Origin of the sequence: Streptomyces sp. NPDC086835 (assembly GCF_044745705.1) — a bacterium.
In the GTDB taxonomy this organism is placed as follows: Bacteria; Actinomycetota; Actinomycetes; order Streptomycetales; family Streptomycetaceae; genus Streptomyces.
Window position 1 is genome coordinate 316,446 of sequence record NZ_JBIVAU010000005.1, and the last position, 26,229, is coordinate 342,674.

Sequence of the window (26,229 nt, forward strand, 5' to 3'; positions counted from 1 at the left end):
TGACGTGCGATCCCATGTGTCCGCAGGCGGACCCTGCGGCGGCCTGCTCGCGCAGGGGACCTTGCCGACCCCATAGTGCCGCTCCGCTCATGGCCTGGGCTCGACGGGAGATGGACGACGCCCGCGGCGTTCGGTGCGGGCTTCGGACTTCGGCGAGTACTGGGCAATACGAGCTGTTGTTCCCGGTGCTGCAGGCGCGGCGACAGCGGGGTACAGGGGGCCGTGGACTCATCCCGTTGCCGGCACGCCGATCCGGCCCGGGCCTCCCTCCAGTCGGCGCTGCCGGTACAGCTGGGCGATATCGGTGGCCGGGCAGTCGCGAATGTCCTTTCCGATACGGCGCCAGCCGAAGAAGTCGCACGCCTGCTTGACGAGTTCGTCCTCCGACATGCACACGGGAAGGCGACGAGTACCCGTTCGCCACGACATACGAGGGCGCGGCGCAGGCCGACCACGATTCCGAGGCCAAGAAGTTCAACTTCTCCGTCCTGCCGATCGACAGGGACGGAGAACGGTGCCGGAGGCAGTCTCCTGCTCGGGTTCTACGCGAAGAACCGGCTCATCGACGGCCTCCAGGACGGGTTCCTGGTAAAGATCACCTCGTGATCGACGGGGCGGGGACCGCCGGGGTCCCCGCCCTCGACGCGTCGTCCGCGCTACGCGGCGCGCCAGAACCGCACCAGGTAGCGCTCCACCTTCTCGGCGGTGCCGGTTTCCGCGGACAGCCGCTCGGCCTCGGCGCGGCCGACGCTGTACACCTCTACCTGCCATGTGCCGCCGCTGTCCGACAGCGTCACGCTGTGCTCGGTAGGAACGGCCGCGGCCCCGAGGGAGCCCAGCTTGAACCGGGTGCCGGGGAGGAACAGCGCGGCCGCGAGCGCGTAGCAGGAGCCTCCGGCGGCGTAGAGCGGAAGGGCGTTCTCGAGGTGGTTGATCTCGAAGTTGACCACGGCGGCGGCGGACGCGCCGGCCGTGCCGGACACATAGACGCTCACCGTCCATGTCCACCGCCCGCGTGGCCGACGGACGCGCGGCACGATCGTGTGGGCGGCGCTCGCGACACCCGCGAGCGCCCCCATCCCCAGAACGGCCCCCAGGGCGAGGAGGCCGCCGCGAGCAGGCGCCACGCCGACGAAGAGGGCGATGAGCACCACCTGGAGCTGCACAGCGGTCAGAACGCCTCCGACGCACCAGACGGCTGCCAGATGGGCGGCTCGGCGCCCCGCTTCATTCGTTCCTGCCATTCTCGTGATCACGCCGGATCGGCCGGCCGCGGTTCCCTGACCACAGTGTTCAGCGTGGTGCTCGAATGCCGTCGATGATGCGGGTCCAGTTGTCACCGCCGTTTCCGTCCTCGATCGCACGCCGGTAGTGGGCCTGGACGGCCAGTGGGAGGGCGAGGTCGAGGCCGAGGGACGCGCTGGTTTCGACGATGTGGTCGGACGTTGCGCCCATCATGGTGACCGTGCTGAGGTCGCCGGGGTGCTCTCCGGCATCCAGTGCGGCGCCCGGGGTTCCTTCGCCGGCCCTCAGCATGTCGCCGATCGAGTCCGTGAGGGCGAGCAACTCCGGTAGCGCTTCCTGGGCCTTCATCCCCGCGTTGCCGAGCATCGCGGTGGCGTGCATCAGTCCGGACAGGGTGGTGAGGAACACCGCGAGGTGGGCCTGGTACATCATCTGGGCGAGGCCCGGGTCTTCCCCGAGGTGCTTGGGCGTACCGAGCGGTGTCAACGCCGCCAGGTGACGGTTCATGACCTCCTCGGGGCCGCTGTAGTAGATGTAGGACGCCTCCGTGCCGACCATGGGCGCCGGCGCCATGACGCCGCCGGTGAGGAAGGTGGCGTCGTGGCCCGCCGCCCAGGTCGCTGCCTCGCGGCTGCGGTCGGGAGTGTCCGAACTCAGGTTGACGAGCGTCCGGCCGGCGAGCGATCCGGTGGCGCTGTCGAGGATGTCGTACATCGCCTGGTAGTCGGTGAGGCTGAGGACGACCAGGTCGCTCGCCTCGACCGCCTCGCGGGGCGTCGCCGCGAGCGTCGCCCCGTCGGCGACGACGCCGTCGGCCCGGGCGGCGGTGCGGTTCCAGACGGTGACCGGGTGGCCACCGGCGAGGAGGGTCCGGGTCATTGCCTGTCCCATCGGGCCCAGCCCGATGACGGTGACAGCGCTGCCTTGCTTGGTGTTGGGGTTCTGTCGTTCGTTCACTCCTCCATGCTCGGAGAGTGCCACTATTCTCGGTAGTACCCACTATTTACTGCGGTACTTACCTTTTTGTAAGGGGCGATCAGTGATGGCGAAGGCACCGAGGTGCGGGCCTTACATCTGCGGCGTCGACGCCGCGCTCGACGTGGTGAGCGGCAAGTGGAAGGGGCTGATCCTCTGGGAACTCGACACCCATCGCGTACGCCGCTTCGCCGAGCTCCGTCGCGGTCTTCCGGGCGTGAGCGAGAAGATGCTGACGCAGCATCTGCGGGAGATGGAACAAGACGGTCTCGTGCACCGGGAGGTCTACGCCGAGGTGCCGCCGCGGGTGGAGTACTCCCTGACCGAACACGGGCGCACGCTCAATCAAGCGCTCGGGCCGCTGGGCGCGTGGGGGACCGAGCGCATCCGCCGCGAAGCCTTCGACGTGGTCGACGTGGCCGAGACCTCGCACCACTAGGTCTGTCCGGCGGATCTGACCCGGCCCGCGCGCCGGAAGCGGCTGGAATCTCCCCCAGGGGGAAGTCCTACCGTCCTGACCGACCGCACAGGCGATCCTTCGAAAGAGGTCTGTCATGACGACGTTTCTGCTGGTCCCGGGACTTTTCATGGGTGGCTGGGCCTGGGAGGCGGTGGCCGCCGAGCTGACCGCGCAAGGGCACCGGGCGCTTCCGGTCACCTTGCCCGGCCTGGCCGAGCGGGCGGGGCAGGACCCCGCCGGCGTCGGGCTGGGCGAGCACACCGACGCCGTGGCGGCGCTGCTCGACGCGGAGGGCCCGGGGATCGTGCTGGTGGCGCACAGCTACGGCATCTTCCCCGCACTCGCGGCGGCCGACCGGCGCCCCGGACAGGTCGCCCGGGTGGTGTGCGTGGACACCGGCTTCCCGGAGCCGGGTGAATCGGTGGTGGCGCAGATGCCGCAACTCGGCCTGCTGGACCGCGCCCTCGACGGCGTCATCCCCGTGCCCGAGGAGATCCCGGCGGTGCACGCCGTCCCGCCGGCGGAGCTGGAGCGCTACCACCGCCTGGCCACACCGCACCCGGTCCGGACCGTCACCGAGCCCATCGAGCTGACCGGTGCCTGGCGGGGGCTCCCGACCACCGGGGTGTTCTGCCTCGCGAACGGCCTCAGCCTGGAGTTCGCCCGCACCCTGCACGGCACCGGCCTGCCGCGGTTCGCCAAGCTCGCCGAGCCCGGAGTCACCTTCTTCGAACTGGCCACCGGCCACTACCCGATGCTCTCCACCCCGATGGAACTGGCCGACGTCCTGGTGCGCGCGGCGGCCGGTGAGGGCCCCGGCCTGTACGAGGCCTGACCGTCCGCCGGCGAACCTGGCGGTAAGGCGTTCGAAAACCAGTGGAGCAGCGCCGCTGTGCGCCACTACCGTGCTGCCGAACCGAGTCGTCTGGGCAAGGACGTGCCGTTGTACACCGTGTGAGACCTCCCGAGCGCTGATCTGTCGCGCGTCGCACCTGTGCGCCGCGCTGCTTTTTGCTGCGGACTTCTCACTGAAACCGGTGTACCTCTGTGCTCAACAACTGGGTGGTCGTGCCCACCTGCCTGCCCCTCGTTCGCCGCCGTTGCCACGCCTGCGCGTCCGAGCGCTTCCGGCCGAGCGGCAAATTTCGCGTCAACGCGAACCACAAGCTCATCGACGCCTGGCTCCTCGTGCTCTGTACCGCTTGCGGGGAAACTGCGAAGCTCACGGTCCTGGAGCGGGTGAATGTGCGCTCCGTACGACCTCAGCTGCTGGACCTGCTGCATGACAACGACCGTGGCCTGACAGCCGAGTTGCTCCAGGATCCGGTCGTGCGGCGCCGTAATCGCATCGCCCTCGACTGGGACGACGCCTGGCGCCTCGACACCGGCGGATCGGATCACCTGGACCGCGAGGTGATCGACGTCTCGGTCCGCTTTGCGGCGCGGATCCCTGTCCGGCCGGTGCGGCTGATCGCTGAAGGTTGCGGTCTTTCCCGGGCCGAGGTCGAGAGACTGATCACGGAGGGGAATCTCTTTTCGGCAGTCCGGCTGAGCGGCAAGCTCTCCGGCGACTTCACCTTCACGCTCAAGCGCTGAACCTCATCGGCACCAGGGCCTGTCCGGCGTGATCCGCCGGACAGGCCCTGGTGTCCTGAGTCGGAGATTCGTCGGCAGGACATGACCTCTTTCCTGCGCGACACCGTCGCCCGGCCGAACAGCCGGGCCCCCGCCTCTCTCAGCTGCTGATACCGGCCGTCGAAGCGTGAGGGCGCCGGACGCGCACGGCGCAGCCGCACGTTCCCGCCGCGGTCGAAGGCCGCCGCGGCATCGACGGCTGCGAGACACCAGTCGCACCGCACAGCCGCCGACGGGCCGCGTCCAGGTCCGGGACGGCATCGCAGTGCTCGGCCGCGTACAGCCGCAGCAGGTCGTGGAACCGGAACTGGTTCCCGGCGGTCCGCTGTACGAGCGCCGCGGTCACCAGCGCGTCGAGCAGCCGCGAAGCGACGCCGACCGGCGCGTCGAGCAGCGCGGCCGTCGCCTCGACGGTGAAGTCCGGCCCGGGGTGCAGCGCGAGCAGGGCGAACAGCCGGGCCGCGTCCGGCGCCAGCGTGGCGTGGGAGCGGTCGAAGGCGGTACGGACAGCGGCGTGCGGATCACCCGGGACGGACAGCTTCGCGAGCCGCCCGTCACCGGCGAGTTCCCTGGCACAGTCACCGAGTGACCGCCCGGGGCGCGCGGCGAGATTGACGCCGGCGATGCGCAACGCCAGCGGCAGGTACGCGCACAGCTCGGCCACACGGTCGGCCGCCGCCGGCTCGTCCTCCACCTGCCGCGCACCGACGGCGTCGGCCAGCAGCTGGCGGGCCTCCGCCGGGGCGAACACCTCCAGGAAGGTCGTACGGGCGGCATGGCTCGCCACCAGACCCCGCAGGTCCGACCGGCTGGTGACCAGCACGGCCACCCCCTGCGTCCCGGGCAGCAGTGGCCGCACCTGCTCCGCGTCCGCCGCCTCGTCCAGTACGAGAAGCACCCTGCGACCGGCGAGACGACTCCGGAAGGCCGCCGCCCGGTCGTCCAACAGCTCGGGAATGTCCCCCGGCCGCTGCCCGGAGGCTCTCAGCAGCGCGGCCAGTACCTCACCCGGATCACGCGGCCGGGCGCTGTTGCCCGACAGCCGCACGTACCATTGTCCGTCGGGAAAGGCCTCCCGCACCCGATGCCCCAACTGCACCGCGAGCGCCGACTTCCCGACACCCGGCGACCCCCACAGCACAACCGGCGCGTCCGCCCCGACGGCCAGCTCCGAGGCCAGACGCCGGACAAGTCCCGTACGGCCGACAAAGCCGGGTACGCCCATCGGCAGCTGACGCTGGACCGTCCAGTCCGACCCGACAGGCGCCGCGAGCAAGGGCTCCCCCGTCAGCATCGCCGCGTGCAGCCCTCGCAGTTCGTGCCCCGGATCGATGCCCAGCTCCTCGGCGAGCGTGGCCCGGACCCGAAGGTAGTGCGCAAGCGCATCGGCCTGCCGGCCGGTGCGATGGAGCACGAGCATGTACTGGCCTGCGATCCGTTCGTCCAGCGGCCGGGCCGCGCTCCGCTCGGACAGCAAGGGCAGCAGTGCGGCATGCTCACCCAGCCGCAACCGCCGTTCCACGCAATCCGACTCCGCGACCTCCCGCTCAAGAACCAGTCCCTCCCGAGCCGCGTTGAACCACGGAGTGTCCACCCCTGCGAACGGCTCCCCCTGCCACAGCGCGAACGCCTCCCGGAACAGCACCACCGCCGTCTCGTCGTCCGCGGCCCGGGCCCGCCGCAGCAGATCACGGAAGAGACGCACGTCCACGGCCAGTTCGCCGACGGCGACGGCGTACCCACCACCCCTGCGTTCCGGGCCCGCACCACGAAACGCCCGCCGCAGCCGCGACACATAGCTGTAGAGCGTCTCCCTCGCCCGCTGCGGTTGCCGGTCGCCCCACACCCGGTCCGCGAGCTCATCGATCGGCACCGTGCGGCCCGCGTCCATCAACAAGGCGGCCAGCACGGTCCGCTGACGAAGCGGCCCCAGCTGTACGAGCCCTCCGCCGATGTCCGCCTCGATGCCGCCGAACAGCCGGAACCCGCTCACAAGTCCTCGCCCCCGTGGACCGGCATCCTGCCGGTGCTCGCATTCCCATGGCGGCGTCCGACACGCCCCGGCCAAGCTTTGCCGACACCGGCGGAGCTGAGCCATGCTGTTGCGGCTGAGTGCAAAAGCTGAGCGCAACGGGGGAGAACGCGATGCTCCGCATTCATTTCAGTGACGCCGACCTGGGACGGACCAGGCTCGCCACCGCGCCTGATCCGCTCTGGGAGATCGCCGCGAGTCTGCACCGGCTGCAGTCGCGGAAGGGAGCGTGGGCCTACGCGGGGTGGACCCGCATGGCCCGACAGCAGTTACGGGAGAAAGGGCTGGAGCGACTCGTGCGGGACGTGCTCCTGCGCTTGTATCCGCGGGCCGAGTACTTTCCGGACTTTCTGACGCCGGCCGGTGCCCTGGACGGTTTCGAGGCGGGCGGGGAGTCGATCCTGGCCACCCCGCCGCGGCGGATCCTGGAAGAAGTGACTATCCTCGACCGGACCGTCGGTGCGCCGGCGTGGGTCGGGCGACTGGTCGAGCCGGCGACGCGCGGGGAACTCGTCGGATTGCTGCGGGCGTACCACGAGGCCGTCGTCGTCCCGTACGAGGAAGAGGTCCGGACGAAGCTCGAGGCCGAGCGGGCGGCGCGCTGTCGTGGCCTCCTCGACGGGGGAGTCGAGGGCATGCTCGCGGGGCTCGGGCCCATGATGCGGTGGCGGCCTCCGGTCCTGGAGGTCACCTACCCCACACAGGCGGCGGACCGTGACCTGTATCTGCACGGGCGGGGGCTCACGCTCGTCCCCTCGTACTTCAACTGGGCCGAACCGGTCGCCTTCGCCGATCCGGAACTGCCGCCCGTACTCTGGTACTCGATGCTCCACGAGCCGCCCCCGGGCGGCGACGACCCCGGGAAGCCCTTGACCGCCCTCCTCGGCCGGGCCCGGGCGATTGCCCTGTACGCCACGGCCGCCGGCGCCACGACCGGTGAGATCGCTCGCGCGGCGGGGGTTTCGGCGTCGTCCGCCAGCAGGCACGCGACCGCGCTGCGCGACGCGGGACTCGTCACGAGCGTCCGTCATGGACCGGCCGTTCTGCACACGCTGACGCCGGTCGGGGCCGCGATGCTACGGGCCGCGACGCGGCGGGCCGGGCCGGCGGCGCACGATTGACGACGTGATCGCACGTGCCGCCGGTGAGCACAGATGATGCTCACCGGCGGCACCCGGTCACGCCTGGGCGCGCTCGAGACGGCGGGCCTTGGCGCGGCGGTCGGGAGCCAGCGGATCCGCGCCGTTGCCGGGCCCCTGGCCGGGGTGCCGTTCCCAGCCGCCCACCTGGGCCGCGACCCGCTGGAAGGCGCGGCTGTCCGGCGCCGCGTCGATCTGGAAGTGGGAGAGCTTGGCCGGCGTGAGGTCCGCACCCCAGCGGACCAGCCCCGCGCAGTCCGCGAGGATGTCCCGGACGATCAGCTTCTCCCGGCGGCCCATGCTTTCCGCGCCGCCGATCGGCCAGGCGTGCGGATGCAGACAGATCGCCGTACCGGACAGGTGGTTCGACTCCCAGTCCGCCGCCACCCGGCGATCCGTCGTATGGCCGGTCACCGTGTGCCGGCCCTCGGTCAGCGGCTGCACCTCGTAATGCCAGCGCCGGGCGACGTGCAGCAGCACCGCCGCCGCGTCGCGGTGCAGCGCCACGGTGCGGGCGGCGCCGGAGACCGGGAACACGGCGACCGCCCCGGGGTCGATGGGCCATCCGTTCGCGGAGACCGCACCGCGCCACCCGGGACGGGGCGCGGCGTGGGCGGGGCCGCCGACGCCCACGGTGGTCAGCGCGGCGGCGCCCACGAGGCCGGTGGCAGTGCTCAGCAGGTCTCTGCGGGTGATCACGATGCCTCCGGTTCCGCGTTCGCGAGCTCGATCAGCTTTCCGGCGATCCCGTCGACGAAACCGTCGAGCTCGTCGCCCAGGTTCCACGGCTTCTCCCACGGCTCCAGGTCGCGCAGCAGGACGAACCGGCCGATGGTCATCATCATGCTGGAGTGGTTCTCGTCCCCGTTGCCGAGAGCGCCGTTGATCACCGATGCGACGGCTTCCCTGGTGCCGCCGAACCGGTCCCCGGTGAAGGACCGGAACCGGCGATGGGCCTTGCGCAGGTCGCTGGTGTCCAGGTTTTCGGTCAGGTAGTAGGACTCGAGGGCCTCGGACACCTTCATGCCGGACGACCCTTGCAGCAGCTTCGCGAGATTGAACGCGTCGGCGTCGGCCCGCAGGTCCTGTTCCCCGAGCGCGCTCGGCTTGTTGGGGTTGGCGAGATACAGCTCGCAGAATTCGGACCCGCCCAGATGCTCGTAGTCGTTGCGCCACTCCGCGAAGAAGGCGAGGAGGTCACCGAGCCATCCGGTGCCGTCTCCCAGTGTGGTGTTGACGCTGGTCGAGTAGTACTTCAGCATCCCCTGGCATGACGCCATCAGATGCTGGAAGTCCACCGAGGTGTGCGCCACAGGATCGTTCGGCCAGCGGAAATCGACGTCGAGCCACAGGTTCTTGGAGCTGAGGAAGTCGATCCAGGGGTCGGGGACCGGCTCCAGCACATGAGGCCATTGACCCTCGTAGTACTTCAGGTGCCGGAAGAACGTCATGACGTGGTCACGCTGGGCGCTCTCCGTGACGCCCAGGTGGGTCTCCCTGTACTCGTCGAACGCGGCCTCGATTCTCCGGACGAACTGCACCTGCCGGATCATGTCCTGATACCGCTCGTCCAGGTTGAGCCGGGAGACCCCCGGGTCCGCCCCGTGGCGCCACACGTTCTTGTCCAGCCCCATCGGCGCGATGGTCCCGTCCGTGAAACCGGTGGGCGGATCCGCCTCCGGGTTGTACTCGTAGATCTGGTTGAGCGACCAGTTCACCGGCAGCGGGAATCCCATGTTCCCCGAGTACTCGAAGGACATCCCGGCGACGAACGACCAGCGGGCGCCGGTGGCGTCGGAGACGCGCGTACAGACGTTCCGCGTGCCGTACACCCCGAACTGGTAGTGCGCACCACGCTCGCCCAGACCTCTGCGGACCCCCTTGAAGTACGAGATGATCTGGCCGATCTCGTGGTCCTGGGCGTCGTAGTCCACCGCGAAGTAGATGCACGCCCCCGGCGGGATGCCGTGCTCCTTGGCCTTCGAATGGGCGATGAGTCCCTGGTCGTAGCCCTTCTGCTCGGTGAAGTTGGTCAGCACGGTCCCGTTGTACTGGAACAGCGGGATCAGCTTCAGCCCGGAGTCGATGATGGTCTGCGCCTCACCCGCCCTGAGCTTCTTGCCGATGTAGTACGGATCCCCCGGCGGCAGGTGCTCGTCGAGATATCGGCCGACGGCGGCGAAGCCCTTGGAGCGCATGGCGGCGGCCTTCTCCGCCGTGATCACCTCGGCGGTGTCGCTTCCGGTGCCGGGCCGGCTCTCGTCCCCCTTGGAGATGAGCAGCTCCGCCCAGGTCTGGAAGGTGCCCATGCCGTGGACCGCGTTCTGGGTGAAGTCCTGGAAGGCGCGCACCCAGTCCTCGGTCGCGGCGGTGAACTCCGCCTTCCCGTCCTCCCAGGGAAAGGCGATCGGGCTCAGCCCGTCGTACGTGGGCGAGTTGAACCAGCACGCCGCCTTGAAGAGGTAGGCGAGCCGGCCGGTGTCCCCCCGCTCCATGGTGTACTGCTGCTGCTTCAGCGCGGTGGTGGTGCCGCGCCCGAAGTAGCCGGTGATCGTGGAGGTGGGCAGCCCTATTTCGTACTGGATGGCCATCAGCAGACCCTTCTGGGTCTCCCGGGCGTAATAGCCGTCGCACGGGACGAGCCCCATCGCGGGAACGGTGTATCCGGCGACGTAGGTTCTGTTCAGATACTGCTGGATCTCCCGGGTCGTCGAGCTGCCCCGGGGCACCAGCCGGAACTGGTCCATCCGCAGCAGCGCCCGGGTGACGCGGGCCCACAGCCACCAGTTGTGGTGGCCGGCGACGCCCATGGCCTCGTACAGGTCGTCCAGCGAGCTCTGGGAGGTGGTGTCCCACATGTCGGCGCGGGGCGAGCCGGTGTATCCCTTGCACCACAGGGCGTAGTTGTAGATGCGGATGATGTTCGTGTTGGTCTCGGAGTCGGGGAGCCGGCGGTGTGCCCAGACGGCGTTGAGGGTGTTCTCCCCGAAGTTCTGTACGACTGGTGAGAGCCCGAGTTCGTGCTGGAGGGCCTGGGTGAGGCTGAGGACGGTGGCCCACCCGGTCGAGCCGTCCGTGTCGCAGGAGACGTAGCCGTCGACGCCGCCGTATGTCTCGTTCACCCAGCGCTGGGCTTCCAGCACCATGGGATCGGTCATGGGCGGGAGCTCCTATCGGACGGTCAGCGACGAGAAGTAGATGCGGGTGCCCACGTCGAACGCATGGACGGCGTCGCCCTGCCGGACTCGCCCGAGGTGGTAGGCCCCACCGTCGCGGTACTTCGAGCTGTCCCCGCGGAACAGCCGCACCTCGCCGACCCTGGAACTGTCGTAGTACACCGCGTTGTCGGAGCCCCAGTACAGCCGGTCGTCGGCCTTGCCCCAGGTGGCGTCGCCTACCATGCCGTCCGCGCCGAGACCGTAACGCTGCTGCCAGGCCTTGGTGGCGTCCCTCGTCGCCGGGCCGAACTGCCCGTCGATCGCATCGATGCTCAGCAGCTGTTCCGACGCCAGAATGCTCTGCCAGAGCTTCACGATGTCCGTGTTCGTCGAGTTTCCGCAGCCGTAGCAGAGCGAGTTGCCGAGTTCGCCGTACTGCTCACCGAAGTCGTCGGTGAGGGCACCGTCCCCGTCCACGAAGGTGGTTCCGTACGCGCCCGAGTTGCCGGGGTAGGCGGCGTGGGCCGGGGTTACCGTCAGCAGCGCCGACAGTCCTGCGGCGAGCAGGCCGAGGCCGAGCTTCCAGCGGTTCTTGTCCATGGTGGTTTCCCTCCGGTCGGTCGGTCAGAGAATGGTCAGCGAGTTGAACTCGATGCGCTGGCCGCCCATCGACTTCACGTGGTCGTACCGGTAGACCTCGGCGACCTTGTAGGCCCCGCTGTCCTGAGCGATGTTGGGATCGCCGCGGTGGAAGGTCACCGCACCCGATTGGTAGCCGGCGGCATAGCTGACGCGTGAGCTGGACAGCCATCTCAGCCGGTCGTCGGCCTTGCTCCAGGTGGCGTCGCCGACCATGCCGTCGGCGGTGAGGCCGTAGCGCCGCTGCCAGGCTTTCGTGGCGTCCCTGGTCCCCGGACCGAACTGCCCGTCGATCTCGCTCAGGGTGAGGAAGTCCTCGGCGGCGAGGATGCTCTGCCAGAGGACGACGATGTCGGTGTTCGAGGAGTTTCCACAGCCGTAGCAGAGCGAATTGCCGAGTTCACCGGCCTGCTCACCGAAGTCGTCGGTGAGGGCGCCGGCGCCGTCCACGAATGAGCTGGAGTAGGCACCCGAGTTCTTCGAAACCGCCGCGTGCGCGGGGGTGACCGCGAGGGCGGTCGCCAGCCCGGACAGCACGGCGGCTGCGGCGAGGATCTTGCGCATGGTGGATCGCTCCTTGGTCTCGTGTCGACGCCGTGGTGCGGTCGCATGACCCGGCGTCGACACGAGCGTGCGCGAGTGACCGTGCAGCAACCTTGCAGGCAGCTGGAAACCGCTGGTCGGCGTGCGTGCTCCCAGTACCTCCCGGCAGCGGGAACCAGCACCGGGCACGCCGGCGGGGGCGGACCGAATCGGACCGACCCCGCTGACCTGCCGGTCCCCCTGACCATCCCGACAGCAGGCGCTGCACCGCGTGCTACTCGGCAGAGTCGACCCACAGGTCGGTGCTGTGGGCGCCGATGAGAGCACTGATGCGGGTGAGTACGTCACTGACCGGCTGCGGGTCGAGTCGGCGTCCGTCACGCAGACGCAGTGCGACGTGATCGTCAGCGGCCTCCTTGGCGCCGATGACGGCTTGGTAGGGAACCAGGCGGGCCTCTCGGATACGGGCGCCCAGAGTGCCGCGTTCCGGTCCTGCGATCTCAGCACGCAGTCCGAGGGCGGTGCATCGCTGGGCGAGGGCTGCCGCGTTCGCCAGTTCGGTGTCGGAGATCGGGAGGATCACCAGTTGAGTGGGGGCGAGCCAGGCGGGGAAGGCACCGCCGTGCTGTTCGATGAGATGGGCAACGGCTCGCTCCACACTGCCGATGATGCTGCGGTGGACCATGACCGGGCGATGTCTGGCGCCGTCCGCACCGATGTAGTGCAGGTCGAACTGCTCGGGCTGGTGGAAGTCGACCTGGACGGTCGACAGGGTGGACTCCCGGCCGGCGCCGTCGGTGACCTGGACGTCGATCTTGGGGCCGTAGAACGCGGCCTCGCCCTCGGCCGCCTCGTAAGGCAGGCCGGAGCGGTCGAGGACGTCGGTCAGCAAGGCGGTGGAGCGTTGCCACTTCTCGGGGGCGGCGACGTACTTGCCACCCGGGCCCGGGAGGGAGAGCCGGTAGCGGGTCGGGGTGATGCCGAGCGCCGCGTACGCCCGACGGATCATCTCCAGCGCGGCCTGCGCCTCCTCGGCGACCTGGTCCAGAGTGCAGAAGATGTGGGCGTCGTTGAGCTGGATCGACCGCACGCGGGTCAACCCGCCCAGCACGCCGGAGAGTTCGGATCGGTACATGCCTCCCAGCTCGGCCATGCGCAAGGGCAGCTCGCGGTAGCTGTGGGACCGGGAGCGGTAGATCACCGCGTGATGGGGGCACAGGCTCGGCCGCAGGACGACCTGCTCACCGCCGAGTTCCATCGGGGGGAACATGTCGTCGCTGTAGTGCGCCCAGTGCCCGGAGATCTCGTACAGCTCGCGCTTGCCGAGGACCGGTGAGTACACATGACGGTACCCTGCTCGCCGTTCGGCGGTGCGGATGTACTCCTCCAGGGTGTGCCGTACGGCTGCGCCGTCGGGCAGCCAGTACGGCAGGCCCGCACCGATCAGCGGGTCGGTGTCGAACAGGCCCAGTTCACGGCCGAGCTTACGGTGGTCATGCATGGCGGTCTCCTCGCGGACATCGGGCGAGTGACCGAACGGCGAAGCCCCGGGGCACTCGCCCCGGGGCTTCGGACAAAGACATCTGTCAGCGCGCCGGGACACTCTCCGGCGTCGTCGTCATAGCGGCACGCTTCATGTCGGAGACGCTAGCAGGCGGCAGCGAAGTCCACACGGTCATTTCTGATCAGCGGCTCCCGGATCGCAGGGGGTGAGGGGTCACCCGGGCCTGTGAGGCCGCGGGCAACAGACGTTCCGTGCGAAGCGGTTCGACCGACGGCCGTCAGTCACGGTGTCGGCCTCCCAGCTATACCGTGTGACCATGTCCGCGTTCATACAGCAGCTACCTGCCCTGATCGGTGTGGTGGTCGGCGCCCTCGGCTCATACTTGGCGATCACTCGGGGCGACGCGGCCCGCTTCCGCCGCGAACAGGCGGCCCGTTGGGAGGAACGGCGGCTGACCGTCTACGCCGACTACGCCAGGGCACTGAAGAAGACTGTCACGCTGGCGTACCGGATCGCCGCGCATCTCGGCAACGACCCTCATCCGCACCCCCTGTCGCCCGAGGAGGCGGCGCCTCACCTGGCCGAGGCCGCTGTCGCCCGGGATCCGGCCGGGGAGGCCCTGTTGATGCTGGGCAGTCCGGACGTGGTGGAGAAGGCGCGGGAATGGGTCGTCGCGGTGATGGAGATGGAAGCGTTCCTGCGCGACCGGACCGTCAGCCCGGACACATGGTCAGCGATGCTCGAGCGCCAGCGCACCGCGCGCGAAAGGTACTACACGGCCGTCCGGCGTGACCTGGCGCTCCCGCCCGGCCACTCGGGGGAATGGCAGGTCACGCCGGCCCAGGGTTGATCGGCACGAGACCCCTCAGTCGTCGAGCAGCCGCCATGCGGTGAGAGCGAGCGTGGCCCGCATCAGCCCGGCCGGTTGGACGACGTCGATGCCCAGATCCTTGCCGATCTGTTCGAGCCGGCGGGCGACGCTGCTGTGATGGAGGTGCAGCAGGTCGGCGGCCCGACGCTGGGAGCCGGTGGCGCAGTAGGCGTCCAGAGTCTCCAACTGCTCAAGGTTGCCGGCGATACGGGCGATCGCGGCCACGTCGGTGTTCTCGCGAAGGGCGTCACGGGGTGTCTCTGCCAGGAGCGCCAGCGCGCCCAGACTGTCGTGGTGGACGACCGGGCGGCGTGGCGTCGTGAAGCGGAGGGCGGTGCGGGCTTGCTGCCACGACCGCTCGGGGCTTTCTGCGGCGCCGATGCCTGCGCGCACATCGGCGGGCAACGGGGCCGGGTCGACGGTGGTGGCCAGGATGACGCCCACTTCCGCGAGTGGTGCCGCCTTCACCGGGCGGGCCGGGCAGATGAGGCCGCCGATCCGGTCAAGCGGAAGGTGTGACCGTACGGCGACGACATGGACGGGCAGGTCCGGGGCGAAGCCGAGGAGTCGTAACGCCCTTGCTCTGGACCCGTCGTCGCTGCCGGAGCTGATCACCAGTTCGACGAGGGCCGGGTCGGCCATGGTGGTGCGGGCCGGGCCGTACCTTTCGACGACCGCCGCGGCGGCGATGGCGAGCCGCTCCAGCAGCACTTCGTCCAGCGGGACGGGCGGAGCGGGGCGCTCGAGCCACACCGTGCCGATCTCCTCCTCGTCGAGTGTGATCGGCACCGTGGTGGACGCGGGTGACGGCGGGGCGGACGTCTCCCTGCCGTCGGGCGCGACGCGGATCGTCCGCCCCGTGCCATGGAGCCGGATCCCGGCCACGCACTCGGCCAGGCCCGCCGAGGCGCGGGCCAATGCGGAAAGATCCACCCGTCGGCGCATGAGTGTGTCGTAGAACATCACCACCCGGACCACGCCCCCGGCTTGCGGATCAAGGTGCGACAGCCGCTCGGCCAATGCCTCCATGGAAGGAGGATAGGAGCCTTCGGAGCGGGAGGAGAACCGCCGACCGGTGCGCGATCCGCGCCCTGTACGCGACGGATGGCGGGTGACCTGGGTCCCTGCGGGCATCCGGCCTGGGCCCCGGAACGGGGGCGGCCCGACGTCGCGCAAAAGTCCAAGCCCGTTGCGGACGCATCCATGGACAGCCCCGGGCACCCCGCCGGTACGGTGTGCCGCAATTCGCGGTCTAGACCACTCTGGAGGTCTCGTGAGAAGGCACGGAAGAACGGTCCGCCTGTCCCTCGCCGCAGCAGCCTCGGCCGCCGCCATGACGGTGGGCGTCCTCTCCCCCGTCCCGCAGGCCGAGGCGGCGTCCCCCGCCCCGCTTCCCCCCGTCTCCCCCACCCCCCGGTCGATCGACCGCGCCGGCGCCGACGCGGTGGTCACCGACCGGGTGCTCGTCGTCGCCGACGCCCGCACCGACGCCGCTGCCCGCGACCGTCTCGTGGCCGAGCTGAAGGGCCACGGCGCCGGCCGGGTCGATGTCGTCGCCCCGGGGCGCGAACCGGCGGCCGCGCGCGGGCTGCTGACCGTACGGCTCGGCCCGGGCGACCGCCCCGACATCGCCGCCGCTCTCGGCGACACCGCTGTTCCCGGCCGTGCGGAGGGCTACGCCGTGCGCGTCACGGGATCCGGCGGCACGGGTCACCGGATCGCCCTCGCGGGCAAGGACGCCGCGGGCCAGTTCTACGCCGTGCAGACGCTGCGTCAGCTGTTCGTACGCGGTGACGACGGCTGGAAGGTGGCGGGCGCCGAGGTCGGTGACTTCCCGTCCATGCCGTTGCGCGGCACCATCGAGGGCTTCTACGGCACGCCCTGGACGCACGCCGAACGCCTCGACCAGATGGACTTCTACGGCGATGTGAAGGCCAACACGTACATCTACGCGCCCAAGGACGACCCTTATCACCGCGGCAAATGGCGCGAGCCCTACCCCGCCGACAAGCTCGCCGAGCTCGGTGAGCTGGTGCGGCGGGCGACCGCCAACCACGTCCGCTTCACGTTCGCCGTCTCCCCCGGCGAGTCCATCTGCTACTCCGACGCGGCGCATCGCAAGGACCTCAAGGCCAAACTCCAGGCCATGTACGACCTGGGCACCCGGGCGTTCTCCGTCCCGCTGGACGACATCAGCTACACCCGCTGGAACTGCGAAGGCGACAGGGCGGCCTACGGGGAACCCGGCCGGCAGGCCGCCGCCAAGGCACAGGTCGACCTGCTCAACGACGTGCAGCGCACCTTCGTCGCCACCCGTCCCGGCGTACAGCCCCTGCAGATGGTGCCCACCGAATACGGCGACCTGACGGACACCGCGTACAAGCGGACGATGCGGGCCACCCTCGACCCCGCGGTCGAGGTGATGTGGACGGGCACGGACGTCGTGCCGCCGAGCATCACCAATCAGCAGGCGGAAGGCGCGGCGAAACTGTTCGGACGCAAGGTCTTCGTCTGGGACAACTATCCCGTCAACGACTTCGGCAACACCCGGGGCAGGCTGCTGCTCGCCCCGTACGACAAGCGTGAAGCGGGCCTGTCCGCGCATCTCACCGGCATCGTCGCCAACCCGATGAACCAGCCGTACGCCAGCAAGGTCGCGGTCTTCGGCGCGGCCGACTTCACCTGGAACGACGCGGCGTACGACGCGCGGGCGAGCTGGCGGCGTGCCATGGCGTACCTCGCGGGCGGAGACCGCGAGGCGACCGAGGCCCTGCTGGTCCTCGGCGATCTCGAGCACATGGCGCCGACGTTCGGTGCCACTCCCTGGCAGGAGCAGGCGCCGGAACTCGCGCGCCGGGTGGCCGCGTTCTGGACCTCGTGGGACGCCGGTGACCGTGCGGAGGCGGTCGCGTCCCTGCGCGGCTACGCGAAGAGGGTCGAACAGGCGCCGGCCGTCATCCGGAGCGGCTCGGTCGAGCGCGGTTTCACCGTGGACGCGGCGCCGTGGCTCGACGCCACCGAGCTGTGGGGCAGGGCGATGGTGCGGATGCTCGACGCGCTCGAGGCACGGCAGGCCGGGGACCGGGACAGGGCCGACGAGTTGCGGGGCGAGTCGGTCGAGATCCAGCGGCAGGCCACGGCCGTTCGGGTGGACCCACCGCGCAACTCCTGGGGCTCCGCGCAGCCCAGGGTGGGCGACGGTGTGCTCGACGTGTTCCTCGTGCAGGCCGAGGTCCGGCTCCAGCTGTGGGACGTCGCCGGCGGCGGGGAGAACCTCGCGCCGAAGGGCACGGCGACGGCGTCCAGCGTCGAGCAGAACCTCGACCGGCTGGCCGCCCGTCATGTCAACGACGGTCTGATGGGGACACGTTGGGCGTCCGGCTACACCGACGACGAGTGGGTGCAGGTCGAATTCGCCGCCCCCTCGAAGGTGGCCGCGGTGACGCTCTCCTGGGAGAGCGCCTGCGCCACCGCGTACACGATCCGGACGTCCGTGAACGGCACGGACTGGAAGACGGTGGCGACACAGCGCCCCGAGGAGTGCGGCAACGACGTCGTCCGGCTTCCGGCTGACGACGAAGCCGTGCGTTACGTGCGGATGCAGGGCGTCGAGCGGAGGACGACCTGGGGCTACTCGATCCACGAGATGGGCGTGTACGGGGCGCCCGCGTCCTGAGGCACCGGCACCGGGCGGCCTCCTTCGGTGCCGGGCCGCCCGCTGCTGTGCCCTGCCTCCGGCAACCGGCTTCGTCGCGGCGCTCGTTGTCAGGCGAACCGTTCCAGTAGGGGCTCCCGGTTGCTGCGCCGCAGGTAGTGGCCCCGCCAGCCCGCGGCCAGGGTGATGACCGTCCAGCCGGTGACACCGGTGATCAGGCCGCTGAGGCGGCCCTCAGGGTCGACCTCGTCGGCCTCCGCCGGCGGCACGACGCCCTCGGGGTCGCGGATCACCTCGAGCCTGTCGCCGACGCGGATGCCCGGGTTGCTGCCCCGGTAGCGCAGCGTCTCTTCGAGCTCGCCGTCCGGGCCGACCAGTGTGAAGCGGTGGTCCTTGCTCGACGTCCCCTCGGCGCTGTCCGCCGTGACGACGACGCTCTCCCGGACACCGCGGCGCTCGAGTGCCGCCTCCGGCGCGTACTGCACCGTGCCGACGAGGAGGAACACGCCCGGTACGAGGGAGAGGAGCGCGAGCCACCATGCGTGGTGGAGCACGCGCAGCACCACCACGAAGACGAGCACGGCCAGGCAGCCCGTCACGATCGGTACGACGTCGTTGCCGAGGGTCACGTACGCGATGCCGGTGTTGCCGGCGGCGATCGCCCAGGCGAGGAGCAGCACCCCGAGGGTTGCCAGGAGCGATGCGCCCACCCGCCCCCGCCGGGGCGGCGGTGCGGCCGGTCCGACTCCTGCGGCTGTGACATTCGGGCCCGCTGAATTCATGAGCGCAGCATAGGTGGCTGTCCGTTCGACGACGCACGGAGGGCTTCTGGCCCCGAGCGGCGGGCCCCGAGCTGCGGTCCTCGAGCTATGAGCTACGAACTACGAGCGGACCCTGCCGCCTCAGCCCGGGAGCTCCGTGCGCTCCCACCATTCGTAGACCGGCAGTTGACCCTGGTCGGTGTTCTGCGTGCGCGTCGTGGACTTGAAGTGCTCGTATCCTCCGCGGAACAAGATCTTGAGCTCCTGCCCCGGGTCGTCCACGGGAACGATTCGCTCGGGGAGGTCATCCGGGCCGCCCTCCAGGACGGCCTTCATCGCGTCGCTCATGAAGGTCAGTTTCCCCGTGCGGCTGTCCCTCTCCGCCACGACGCGCCGAGGCCTGCGGACCCGGTGTCAGGACGGGGAGGAGCACCGGGCGTTTGGCCGTGCGGCCGTCGCCGGACGAGCGGCCGCGCAGTCGGCGGCCGAGCCACGGGCCGAGGAAGGCCGCGGCCCAGCGCAGTTCGGCGGCGGCCCTCCCGGGGGCGGGGGAAGCCGTCGCGACCGGCGGCAGGGGGAGCGTCCAGGTGTCGTCGCTGCCGGGCAGTGCGAGGGCGTGCGCGACGGCGGCGGCGATCCGGGCGTGCCCGAGCGGGCTCGCGTGGAGGCGGTCAGGGCTCCACAGCCGGAGGTCCGTGACCACCGCATGGCGGCCGGTCTCGGCGACGACGACGCCGTGACGCCGGGCCGCGTCGCGTATCCGGTCGTTGAGCGCGGCGACGCGCGGTCCGAGCGGCTTGGCGAGCGGGGTGATGCGGGTGACGTCGGGGAAGGTGACGGTGGCGACACGGGCTCCTTGAGCGGTGAGCGCGGCGAACACCGTCTCCAGGTGGCCGCCGACCTCGTCGGCGTCGAACCGTGGCCGCAGCAGGTCGTTGACCCCGGCGACCACGGTGGCGAGGTCGGGCCGCAGCGCGAGGGCAGGGGCGAGTTGCTCGGTGCGGACGTGGCGGGCCAGGCGTCCTCGTACGGCCAGGTTGGCGTACCGCGTGCCCGGGTGGTGGCGTGCGAGGTGTTCGGCGAGCCGGTCGGCCCAGCCGCGCAGGCCCAGTGTGTCGTCGCCGTCGCCCAGTCCTTCGGTCTGGCTGTCCCCCAGGGCGACGTAGCGCAGGCCCTCACCCTCACTTGCGGACATCGGCGGCCGCCCTTTCCCGCAGGACGGCGATGGTGCGTACGCACCAGTCGTGGTTGCCCTGCTCGAAGGCGAGGCCCCGCAGGCACGTCAGGTAGGGGCCGACGCGTTCCCCGTGGCGGAGGAACTCCTCCTCCGTACGGTCGCCCCGCATGGTGTGCAGCAGTTTGCCGAACAGCTCGACCTTGGCCTTGGCCATGTCCGCACGCTCGGCGAGCCGGCCGATCAGTGTGTCCGTGTCGACGTGGTCGGCGGCCTGGACCTTGACGACGAGGTCGTCGCGCATGAACGACGGCTTGGCGGCCGTGCCGGTGAACTGGTCCAGTTCGGCCAGGCCGGCGTCGGTGACCTTGAACAGGCGCTTGTTGGGCCGGTTCTCCTGGACGACCTCACGGCCGGTGATCAGCCCGTCCTTCTCCAGGCGGGTGAGCTCGGCGTAGAGCTGCTGCGGCTGGGCGTGCCAGAAGTTCGCCACACCCAGGTCGAACGCCTTCACCAGCTGGTATCCGCTCAACTCCTCGTCGAGCAGCGCCGCCAGAACAGCGTGCCGCAAGGCCATCGGGCCCGCCTCCTCTTGCGCTCGTGCACGGACACCGCCCATGATACTCATGAATCTGACTAGTCACTTTCATGAGTAAAGAAGATCTCGGCGACCAGGCAGGAAAGAGACACCATGGCTACCGCAGCAGAGCGCTTCCGTACCGCCGTCGACACCGGTGACCTGACGGTTCTCGACGAGCTGTTCACCGACGACATCCGCTTCTACAGCCCTGTGAAGTACACGCCGTTCGAGGGGAAGCCGATGCTCCTCGGCCTCTTCGGCGTCCTGATGCGCGTCTTCGAGGACTTCCGCTACATCGGGCACTACGACGGCGCGGCCGAGACCGGTGCGGACGGCGTCGAGGCCCCGTCGGCGATCCTGCCCTTCCGGGCGACCGTGAACGGCAAGGAGATCCACGGCATCGATCTGCTGCACTTCGACGACGACGGCCGGATCAAGGAGTTCACCGTCATGGTCCGGCCGCAGTCGGCCGTCCACGCACTGGGCGAGGCGGTCCTCGCCGGACTGGTCGCCGACGGCCTCGTCCCGGCCCCCGCCGGCCGATGACCGGCCGCGCCGACCGATGCCGGACCGCGTCGGCGGGGTAGCGGGCTGCACCGACCGGTCCCAGGCGACGACTGCTCCGCCGTGCGCCGTCCGGAGCACGGGCTCAAGGAGCTCGCAACGGGCCGACACGGCGGCGCCCCGGCCACGGGCCGGTGCCCCGCCGTCGACGGTCTGCCTCCCGGATCAGGCCGGGCCGCCGGCGGCAGCGGCCTCGCTCACCGCCAGGGCCGTTGCCATGATGGTCAGTTGCGGGTTCACCTCCGGACAACTCGGCAGCGCCGATCCGTCCGCGACCAGGACGCCGTGCACGCCGCGCAGCCGGCCATGGGGATCGGCGGGCGCGGTCTGTGCGTCGGCGCCGATGGCGACCGTACCGGTCGGGTGGAACGCCGACAGATGCAGCTGCCGTGCCGTCACCTTGCCCAGCAGTTGACGTAGTTCCTCCACGGAGCCGGCCCGTGGCGCGGCCGCGATCCCGGTCAGTACCTCCTCGGCGCCCGCGGCGAACAGCAGCTCTCCCATGGCCTCGACCGCACGCAGCAGCCGTCGGCCGTCACGCGGATCGAGGTCGTAGCGCAGCACACTGCGCCGAGCGCCCAGGACCCGTCCAGAGGGCCGGTCGGCGATCATCGCGCCCAGGGTGGCGAGGTTGCCCGCTTGCTCCAGCTCCGTACGCAGCGCGCGGCCCACCCCAGGGAGTACGAACGATCCCATGCCGGGAGGCCCGGCCGTGGCCTCGATGAGGATCCCGTCGTCGTGGTGCCGCTCGACGCCGACGCTCTGCAGCACTCCGCGCCACGCGGTGATCCGCTCCGTGAAGCGCCCGGCGACGCTCGTCGCCGGGTGGACGGCCAGATTGCGCCCGAGGCGGGGGTGCCGGCCGAGGCCGGAGCGGCGCAGCAGCGGCGGAGAGTGCAGCGCCCCGGCCGCGACGACGACGAGCGGTGCGAGGATCTCGAAGTCCGTTCCGTCCGGCCGCCGTACGCTGACGCCGCAGGCGCGCGGGCCGCCGGGCCGGTCCGGGTCGGTCAGGATCCTGCGCACGTAAGCACTGGTGGCGATCCGCGCCCCGGCCGCGCATGCGTCGGGCAGCACGGACAGCTGAACACTCTGCTTGGCACCGGTAGGACAGCCGACGACGCACTGGCACGAGCCCTTGCAGCCCGGCGCGTTGCGCCGCAGCGGTCCGGCCTTCCAGCCGAGTATCTCGGCGCCGACCAGGGCCGTGCGCCCGTTGCGGCCCAGGACGTCGAGCGGCTGGGTCGCCACCCGCAGGGTGCGCTCGACCTCGTCGAGGTGTGCCGCGAAGGCGGTCGCGTCGGCGAGGTCCACTCCGAACGTCTCGCGCCAGCGCGCGAGCACATGGCCCGGAGTGCGGTAGCACGTACCAGAGTTGACGACGGTGGTGCCTCCCACCGCGCGGCCGACGGGAAGCACCACAGGCGGGTTGCCGAGTGCTACGGTCGCGCCTCCGTCGCGGTACAGCTCCGTGAAGCGGTCCAAGGGGGCCCGTCGCCCGAAGTCGGCGGTGGTGTGCCGGCGTCCCTCCTCCAGGACCACGACGCGCATCCCGGTGCGGGCGAGCGTGCGCGCGGCGATCGCGCCGCCTGCACCGGAGCCGATCACGACGGCGTCGGCCGTCGAACGGTCCGGCCACTCGGCCGACGGCACGCAGTCCAGCGGCGGATCCTCCAACGGTGGCGCCAAGGGCGCGCGGCCCGGCTCCTCATGGAGCATCCGTTCCGTGCCCGCGGCCAGCATCACCAGGACTTTCACGGCGTCCAGCACAGGCGCCAACGCGGGGCGGGCGGCCAGGGACGCCAGCACGCTCTCCCGCTCGCCCGGCGTGAGATGGCGCAGCTGCCGGCCCATGCGCACCGCGGCGTAGGCGTCGATGGCCGCGGCCGCTCCGTGCACCCCGGCGCGGGCGGCCGAGGGCATCGCTTCGAGCATCCTGCCGAGCCGGGCGGGCACCGCGCCGGGCCAGGGTGCTCTGCCGTCGTCGGCGAGAAGAGCGGCGACGAGGCCGTCGAGCCTGCTGCTCATCGGTCTCCCACCTCCGCATGCGCCGTGCCGTCGAGGAACCACTCGGCTTCCGTACGCCACCGGCCCCACCACCGCTCCAGCAGGACCCGGGCGTCCGCGCTCTCGCTGTTGCGGCACACGGCGGCCCCGCCGTCGGGGTCGGTGTAGTCGAGCGCCAGAGTGCGTTCCAGGGGCTGGGTGACCTCGACCCTGATGCGGCGGAGCCCCGCCGTGCCGCTCACCGTCCATACGGGCAGGCCGATGCGCGTCCGGAAGCGGCCGAGCCCCGCCCAGCCGACGGCGCTGCGCTCCGAGCGGCGCGGCCAGGTGCGGCCGTTCCTGCGCAGCCGCAGGAAGGTGAGTGGTGGCAGCTTGTTCAGTCCGGGACGCATGGACACGGCGGCCACGATCTCGAGGACGTCCCCATCGCCGAGGTCGGCGTGGAGCCAGGCCCAGCGGCGGGCGTTGCCGTGTCCGTAGATCCGGGCGGAAGCGCCCGGGGCGGCGTCGAGGTGCAGTTCGCCGCCGGGGTGCGCGATCGTGCCCGTGTAGGTGGCGTGCGCGGAGGGAAGGATCTGCGCGGCCGGCAGCAACGGACGCCGCCAGGACCAGCGCGGAAAGGTGAACAGGGGCTCGCCCTGCGGGCGTTCGGTGAGCTCCCAGCGGAAGGCGCCCGCGGATCCCCGCAGCCGACCGGGCCCGGTTTCGATGCCGTCCACGCTGAAGCCGACGGGATCCGGCTCCCACGGTTCGGGGCCGAACCGGGCATGCTCGACGGGACCGTCGGGCGGAAAGAGGGCGATCCAGCCGTGCCCGTGGGCGCGGGAGCCGTCGGCCGGCGCGGTCAGCTCGTGGTGCAGCCACACTCCGGTACGGGTCCTGGGGTCGGTGAGCGTGGTGTACCAGACCTCGGTGCGGCCGGGGCTGCCGTTCCAGCGTGGTGCCAGATGCCGTGCCGGGTCCTCGGCGTCCTGCGCTCGCGGGAAGCGGAAGCTGCCCAGGAACGGCACAAGCGCAGTCGCCAAGGGGAAGCGCAGGGTGCCCTGCCCGGCCTCCTCGCCGTCGGTCAGCAGCGTGAACGGCAGAACCGTCATCGACTTCACCGGCCGCAGCGCCGAGACGGACTTCCACCCGTCGAGCGAATGGCGGCGACCGTCGGCGGTGAAGTCCAGCCTGTAGCGGATCCGGCGCCGGGCGATCGGCGAGATCTCCAGCTCGCCGCGGACATCACGGTCGTCGGCCAGTCCCGCGATCCGTACCCGCCCGGTCAAGGTGCCGACGGTCGTCCGGTGAATAAGCATCAGCTGCTCGGCCCGGACGGCCAGATCGAGCCGCATCGCTCGCGTCCCGCTCTCGCCGGCCAGCCGCACCGAACCGACCATGGTCTCGGTGAACTCCGTTCCGCGCGCGGCCGTCACTCGAGCCCCAGCCCGTCGAGCATGATCCGCTCGGTGGCGCTCATGTACGCGTCGGCAGCGGCGCGGGCCGCCGCGCCGTCGCCGGCGCAGACCGCTTCGACGACCGGGGCCAACCGCGCATGGGCGGCCTCGGGGTCGAGGAACGGACCGACCAGATGGGCCCGCATCGGCACGTAGGCGTTGAACAGGGTGTTGGTCAGCAGGGTGTAGACGCGGTTGCCGGTGGCGCGCGCCAGCGCACGGTGCACCTCGACGTCGGCGAGCTGGACCGGGTCCCCGCCCTCGGCGGCCGCCACGTCGGTCAGCAGCTCCCGCAGCTCGGCGCGTTGCGCCGCCGTGGCCTTCTCGGCTGCGCGGCCTGCGATCAACGCGCCGATGCTGCGCCGTACTTCGAAGATCTCGCCGAGCCAGCCGGGGCTGTGCCGCACCAGCATCGGCAGCAGATCCGCGCCGCCGAGGCGCGCGTAGTCCCGCACCCGGGTACCGACACCGTGCCGGGTCTCCAGCAGTCCGGCCTGCACCAGCCGGCCGAATGCGTGCTTGAGGGTGGTGCGGGTGACGCCGTAGCCGTCGGCGAGTTCACGCTCGGGGGGCAGATAACTGCCCATGGGACGGCGGCCGGTGAGGATGTCCTCCCTCAGGCGCATCTCCAGTGCGTCGACGATCGTCTCACGGGGCAGTATCTCCACAACTCTCCTCAGTGGCTGAGTGGATGAGCCACTGAACCATGCTGCGGGATCGGGGGGCAAGGGTTTGGGATCCAGGCCGTAGCCAGGACGCCGGCGGGATCAGCGCGACACGCCGCCGCCCCTGCCGCGCCCGTTCAACTCGCTTTGGTACGACGGACACTGTGACCGGGGCTCCATGCCGCTGGGCGGACAGCCTCGGGCACGGTCCGAGTCCGCCTGAAGGCATACGAAGAGGATCTCCGTGGCAATCTCCCGTCGTGCCTCGCTCACCGCGCTGGCCGCCCTCGCCGCCGCCCCGCTCACCGGATGCGCCGCCCCCCGTGCCGACGCCGCGCCGCCGAATGCGTCCGCGTCACCTAGGACGTCCCCGGCACCGAAGGCGTCCGCGGCACCGTCGGGCCGTGCCTTCGCCCGGTTGGAGCGGGAGTTCGATGCCCGGCTCGGTGTGTACGCCGTCGACACCGGCAGCGGGCGGACCGTCACCCACCGGGCCGACGAGCGATTCGCCTACTGCTCCACCCACAAGGCACTGACCGCTGCCGCGGTGCTCAAGCAGACCTCCCTGGCCGGCCTCGACAAGATCGTGCGCTACAGGCGTGACGACCTGGTCGACCACTCACCGGTCACCGAGAAGCACGTCGACAGCGGCATGACGCTGCGCGCCGTGTGCGACGCCGCCGTCCGCTACAGCGACAACACCGCCGCGAACCTCCTCTTCGACGAGCTCGGCGGCCCCAAGGCGTTCCAGGCCACGCTCGCCGCCCTGGGTGACACGGTCACGCACGCCGACCGTCTCGAGACCGCCCTCAACGAAGCCACGCCGGGCGACATCCGCGACACCAGCACCCCGCGCGCCCTCGCCGGCGACCTGCGCGAGTACGTCCTCGGTGACACTCTCGACGCCGGCAGGAAGGCGCTGCTGATCGACTGGCTCAAGCGCAACACCACCGGCGACGCCCTCGTCCGCGCCGGTGTCCCGGACACGTGGGAGGTCGGCGACAGGAGCGGCGGAGGCAGCTACGGCACCCGCAACGACATCGCCGTCGCCTGGCCGCCCGGCGCCGCCCCCGTCGTCATCGCCGTCCTCTCCAGCCGCGCCGCCGAGGACGCGGAGTACGACGACAGGCTCGTCGCGCGAGCCGCCGAGGTGGTCGTGGCCGCCCTGGCGTAGGCGGACCCT

Annotated in this window: 25 protein-coding genes; 8 read left to right on the forward strand and 17 right to left on the reverse strand. The window is 70.8% G+C overall.

Annotated features, from left to right (window positions below):
- Nucleotides 1-228 precede the first annotated feature (228 nt).
- The 3 genes from ACIPJI_RS19265 to ACIPJI_RS19275 all read right to left on the reverse strand — a co-directional run bounded on the left by ACIPJI_RS19265 (nucleotide 229) and on the right by ACIPJI_RS19275 (nucleotide 2,202).
- Entirely contained in the window at nucleotides 229-390 is a 162-nt protein-coding gene (locus ACIPJI_RS19265) for a hypothetical protein (RefSeq protein WP_402247516.1), read from the reverse strand.
- Nucleotides 391-656: 266 nt separating this feature from the next.
- Complete coding sequence (locus tag ACIPJI_RS19270) at nucleotides 657-1,244, reverse strand: hypothetical protein (RefSeq protein ID WP_402247517.1); 588 nt, start codon at nucleotides 1,242-1,244, stop codon at nucleotides 657-659.
- A 49-nt stretch (nucleotides 1,245-1,293) separates the two neighbouring features.
- Complete coding sequence (locus ACIPJI_RS19275) at nucleotides 1,294-2,202, reverse strand: NAD(P)-binding domain-containing protein (protein ID WP_356621506.1); 909 nt, start codon at nucleotides 2,200-2,202, stop codon at nucleotides 1,294-1,296.
- 85 nt (nucleotides 2,203-2,287) lie between these two features.
- Here ACIPJI_RS19275 and ACIPJI_RS19280 point away from each other — a divergent pair, with 85 nt between their 5' ends.
- The 3 genes from ACIPJI_RS19280 to ACIPJI_RS19290 all read left to right on the forward strand — a co-directional run bounded on the left by ACIPJI_RS19280 (nucleotide 2,288) and on the right by ACIPJI_RS19290 (nucleotide 4,276).
- Complete coding sequence (locus tag ACIPJI_RS19280) at nucleotides 2,288-2,659, forward strand: helix-turn-helix domain-containing protein (RefSeq protein ID WP_307709142.1); 372 nt, start codon at nucleotides 2,288-2,290, stop codon at nucleotides 2,657-2,659.
- A gap of 115 nt (nucleotides 2,660-2,774) precedes the next feature.
- Nucleotides 2,775-3,515: an alpha/beta fold hydrolase gene (locus ACIPJI_RS19285; RefSeq protein WP_402247520.1), complete on the forward strand. Its 741-nt coding sequence runs from the start codon at nucleotides 2,775-2,777 to the stop codon at nucleotides 3,513-3,515.
- Between the two features lie 212 nt (nucleotides 3,516-3,727).
- Nucleotides 3,728-4,276 carry a DUF1062 domain-containing protein gene (locus tag ACIPJI_RS19290; RefSeq protein ID WP_402247522.1) on the forward strand — a complete coding sequence of 183 codons (549 nt, stop codon included), beginning with the start codon at nucleotides 3,728-3,730 and terminating at the stop codon, nucleotides 4,274-4,276.
- 139 nt (nucleotides 4,277-4,415) lie between these two features.
- On the opposite strand, the gene ACIPJI_RS19295 is transcribed toward ACIPJI_RS19290, so the two are convergent.
- Nucleotides 4,416-6,308 (reverse strand): BTAD domain-containing putative transcriptional regulator, encoded by a 1,893-nt coding sequence (locus ACIPJI_RS19295; protein ID WP_402247523.1) that lies wholly within the window; start codon nucleotides 6,306-6,308, stop codon nucleotides 4,416-4,418.
- Nucleotides 6,309-6,460: 152 nt separating this feature from the next.
- Between ACIPJI_RS19295 and ACIPJI_RS19300 the strand changes: the two genes are divergently transcribed.
- The gene (locus tag ACIPJI_RS19300) at nucleotides 6,461-7,468 is read left to right on the forward strand and encodes a helix-turn-helix domain-containing protein (protein ID WP_402247525.1); all 1,008 of its coding nucleotides are present in this window, start codon (nucleotides 6,461-6,463) and stop codon (nucleotides 7,466-7,468) included.
- 57 nt (nucleotides 7,469-7,525) lie between these two features.
- Here ACIPJI_RS19300 and ACIPJI_RS19305 read toward each other — a convergent pair whose 3' ends face one another.
- The 5 genes from ACIPJI_RS19305 to thrS all read right to left on the reverse strand — a co-directional run bounded on the left by ACIPJI_RS19305 (nucleotide 7,526) and on the right by thrS (nucleotide 13,429).
- The gene (locus ACIPJI_RS19305) at nucleotides 7,526-8,185 is read right to left on the reverse strand and encodes a twin-arginine translocation signal domain-containing protein (protein WP_402247527.1); all 660 of its coding nucleotides are present in this window, start codon (nucleotides 8,183-8,185) and stop codon (nucleotides 7,526-7,528) included.
- Nucleotides 8,182-10,644 carry a glycoside hydrolase domain-containing protein gene (locus ACIPJI_RS19310; RefSeq protein WP_402247529.1) on the reverse strand — a complete coding sequence of 821 codons (2,463 nt, stop codon included), beginning with the start codon at nucleotides 10,642-10,644 and terminating at the stop codon, nucleotides 8,182-8,184. The genes ACIPJI_RS19305 and ACIPJI_RS19310 overlap by 4 nt, the downstream gene beginning before the upstream one ends.
- Before the next feature lie 12 nt (nucleotides 10,645-10,656).
- Nucleotides 10,657-11,244, reverse strand: a complete 588-nt coding sequence (locus tag ACIPJI_RS19315; protein WP_356621512.1) for a peptidoglycan-binding domain-containing protein — start codon at nucleotides 11,242-11,244, stop codon at nucleotides 10,657-10,659.
- A gap of 24 nt (nucleotides 11,245-11,268) precedes the next feature.
- Entirely contained in the window at nucleotides 11,269-11,847 is a 579-nt protein-coding gene (locus ACIPJI_RS19320; protein ID WP_402247531.1) for a peptidoglycan-binding protein, read from the reverse strand.
- A 253-nt stretch (nucleotides 11,848-12,100) separates the two neighbouring features.
- The gene (thrS, locus tag ACIPJI_RS19325) at nucleotides 12,101-13,429 is read right to left on the reverse strand and encodes a threonine--tRNA ligase (protein WP_402247533.1); all 1,329 of its coding nucleotides are present in this window, start codon (nucleotides 13,427-13,429) and stop codon (nucleotides 12,101-12,103) included.
- A gap of 217 nt (nucleotides 13,430-13,646) precedes the next feature.
- Between thrS and ACIPJI_RS19330 the strand changes: the two genes are divergently transcribed.
- Nucleotides 13,647-14,180 (forward strand): hypothetical protein, encoded by a 534-nt coding sequence (locus ACIPJI_RS19330; RefSeq protein WP_307709132.1) that lies wholly within the window; start codon nucleotides 13,647-13,649, stop codon nucleotides 14,178-14,180.
- Between the two features lie 15 nt (nucleotides 14,181-14,195).
- On the opposite strand, the gene ACIPJI_RS19335 is transcribed toward ACIPJI_RS19330, so the two are convergent.
- Nucleotides 14,196-15,230 carry a PucR family transcriptional regulator gene (locus ACIPJI_RS19335; RefSeq protein WP_402247535.1) on the reverse strand — a complete coding sequence of 345 codons (1,035 nt, stop codon included), beginning with the start codon at nucleotides 15,228-15,230 and terminating at the stop codon, nucleotides 14,196-14,198.
- A gap of 304 nt (nucleotides 15,231-15,534) precedes the next feature.
- Here ACIPJI_RS19335 and ACIPJI_RS19340 point away from each other — a divergent pair, with 304 nt between their 5' ends.
- Entirely contained in the window at nucleotides 15,535-17,877 is a 2,343-nt protein-coding gene (locus tag ACIPJI_RS19340) for a beta-N-acetylglucosaminidase domain-containing protein (RefSeq protein ID WP_402247715.1), read from the forward strand.
- An 89-nt stretch (nucleotides 17,878-17,966) separates the two neighbouring features.
- On the opposite strand, the gene ACIPJI_RS19345 is transcribed toward ACIPJI_RS19340, so the two are convergent.
- From ACIPJI_RS19345 to ACIPJI_RS19360, 4 genes are all read right to left on the reverse strand, one after another.
- The gene (locus ACIPJI_RS19345; protein WP_356621516.1) at nucleotides 17,967-18,566 is read right to left on the reverse strand and encodes a hypothetical protein; all 600 of its coding nucleotides are present in this window, start codon (nucleotides 18,564-18,566) and stop codon (nucleotides 17,967-17,969) included.
- Between the two features lie 192 nt (nucleotides 18,567-18,758).
- Nucleotides 18,759-18,965, reverse strand: coding sequence for a DUF5988 family protein (locus ACIPJI_RS19350; protein WP_189477253.1), 207 nt, complete (start codon nucleotides 18,963-18,965; stop codon nucleotides 18,759-18,761).
- Nucleotides 18,922-19,812, reverse strand: coding sequence for an SGNH/GDSL hydrolase family protein (locus ACIPJI_RS19355; protein WP_356621518.1), 891 nt, complete (start codon nucleotides 19,810-19,812; stop codon nucleotides 18,922-18,924). Before ACIPJI_RS19355 ends, ACIPJI_RS19350 begins: the two co-directional genes overlap by 44 nt.
- A complete protein-coding gene (locus ACIPJI_RS19360; RefSeq protein ID WP_307709129.1) occupies nucleotides 19,799-20,368 on the reverse strand; it encodes a PadR family transcriptional regulator in 570 nt (189 codons plus the stop codon). The genes ACIPJI_RS19355 and ACIPJI_RS19360 overlap by 14 nt, the downstream gene beginning before the upstream one ends.
- A 114-nt stretch (nucleotides 20,369-20,482) precedes the next feature.
- On the opposite strand from ACIPJI_RS19360, the gene ACIPJI_RS19365 reads away from it, so the two are divergent.
- Entirely contained in the window at nucleotides 20,483-20,917 is a 435-nt protein-coding gene (locus ACIPJI_RS19365) for a nuclear transport factor 2 family protein (protein ID WP_307709128.1), read from the forward strand.
- Between the two features lie 183 nt (nucleotides 20,918-21,100).
- Here ACIPJI_RS19365 and ACIPJI_RS19370 read toward each other — a convergent pair whose 3' ends face one another.
- From ACIPJI_RS19370 to ACIPJI_RS19380, 3 genes are read right to left on the reverse strand one after another with little or no spacing between them, the layout of a single operon-like run.
- On the reverse strand, nucleotides 21,101-22,963 hold the full coding sequence (locus tag ACIPJI_RS19370; protein WP_402247539.1) for a GMC family oxidoreductase N-terminal domain-containing protein: 1,863 nt from the start codon (nucleotides 22,961-22,963) through the stop codon (nucleotides 21,101-21,103).
- Nucleotides 22,960-24,360, reverse strand: coding sequence for a hypothetical protein (locus ACIPJI_RS19375; protein WP_402247541.1), 1,401 nt, complete (start codon nucleotides 24,358-24,360; stop codon nucleotides 22,960-22,962). Before ACIPJI_RS19375 ends, ACIPJI_RS19370 begins: the two co-directional genes overlap by 4 nt.
- A complete protein-coding gene (locus ACIPJI_RS19380) occupies nucleotides 24,357-25,049 on the reverse strand; it encodes a FadR/GntR family transcriptional regulator (protein ID WP_402247543.1) in 693 nt (230 codons plus the stop codon). Before ACIPJI_RS19380 ends, ACIPJI_RS19375 begins: the two co-directional genes overlap by 4 nt.
- Nucleotides 25,050-25,284: 235 nt before the next feature.
- Here ACIPJI_RS19380 and bla point away from each other — a divergent pair, with 235 nt between their 5' ends.
- Nucleotides 25,285-26,220 carry a class A beta-lactamase gene (gene bla, locus ACIPJI_RS19385; RefSeq protein WP_402247717.1) on the forward strand — a complete coding sequence of 312 codons (936 nt, stop codon included), beginning with the start codon at nucleotides 25,285-25,287 and terminating at the stop codon, nucleotides 26,218-26,220.
- Nucleotides 26,221-26,229 lie beyond the last annotated feature (9 nt).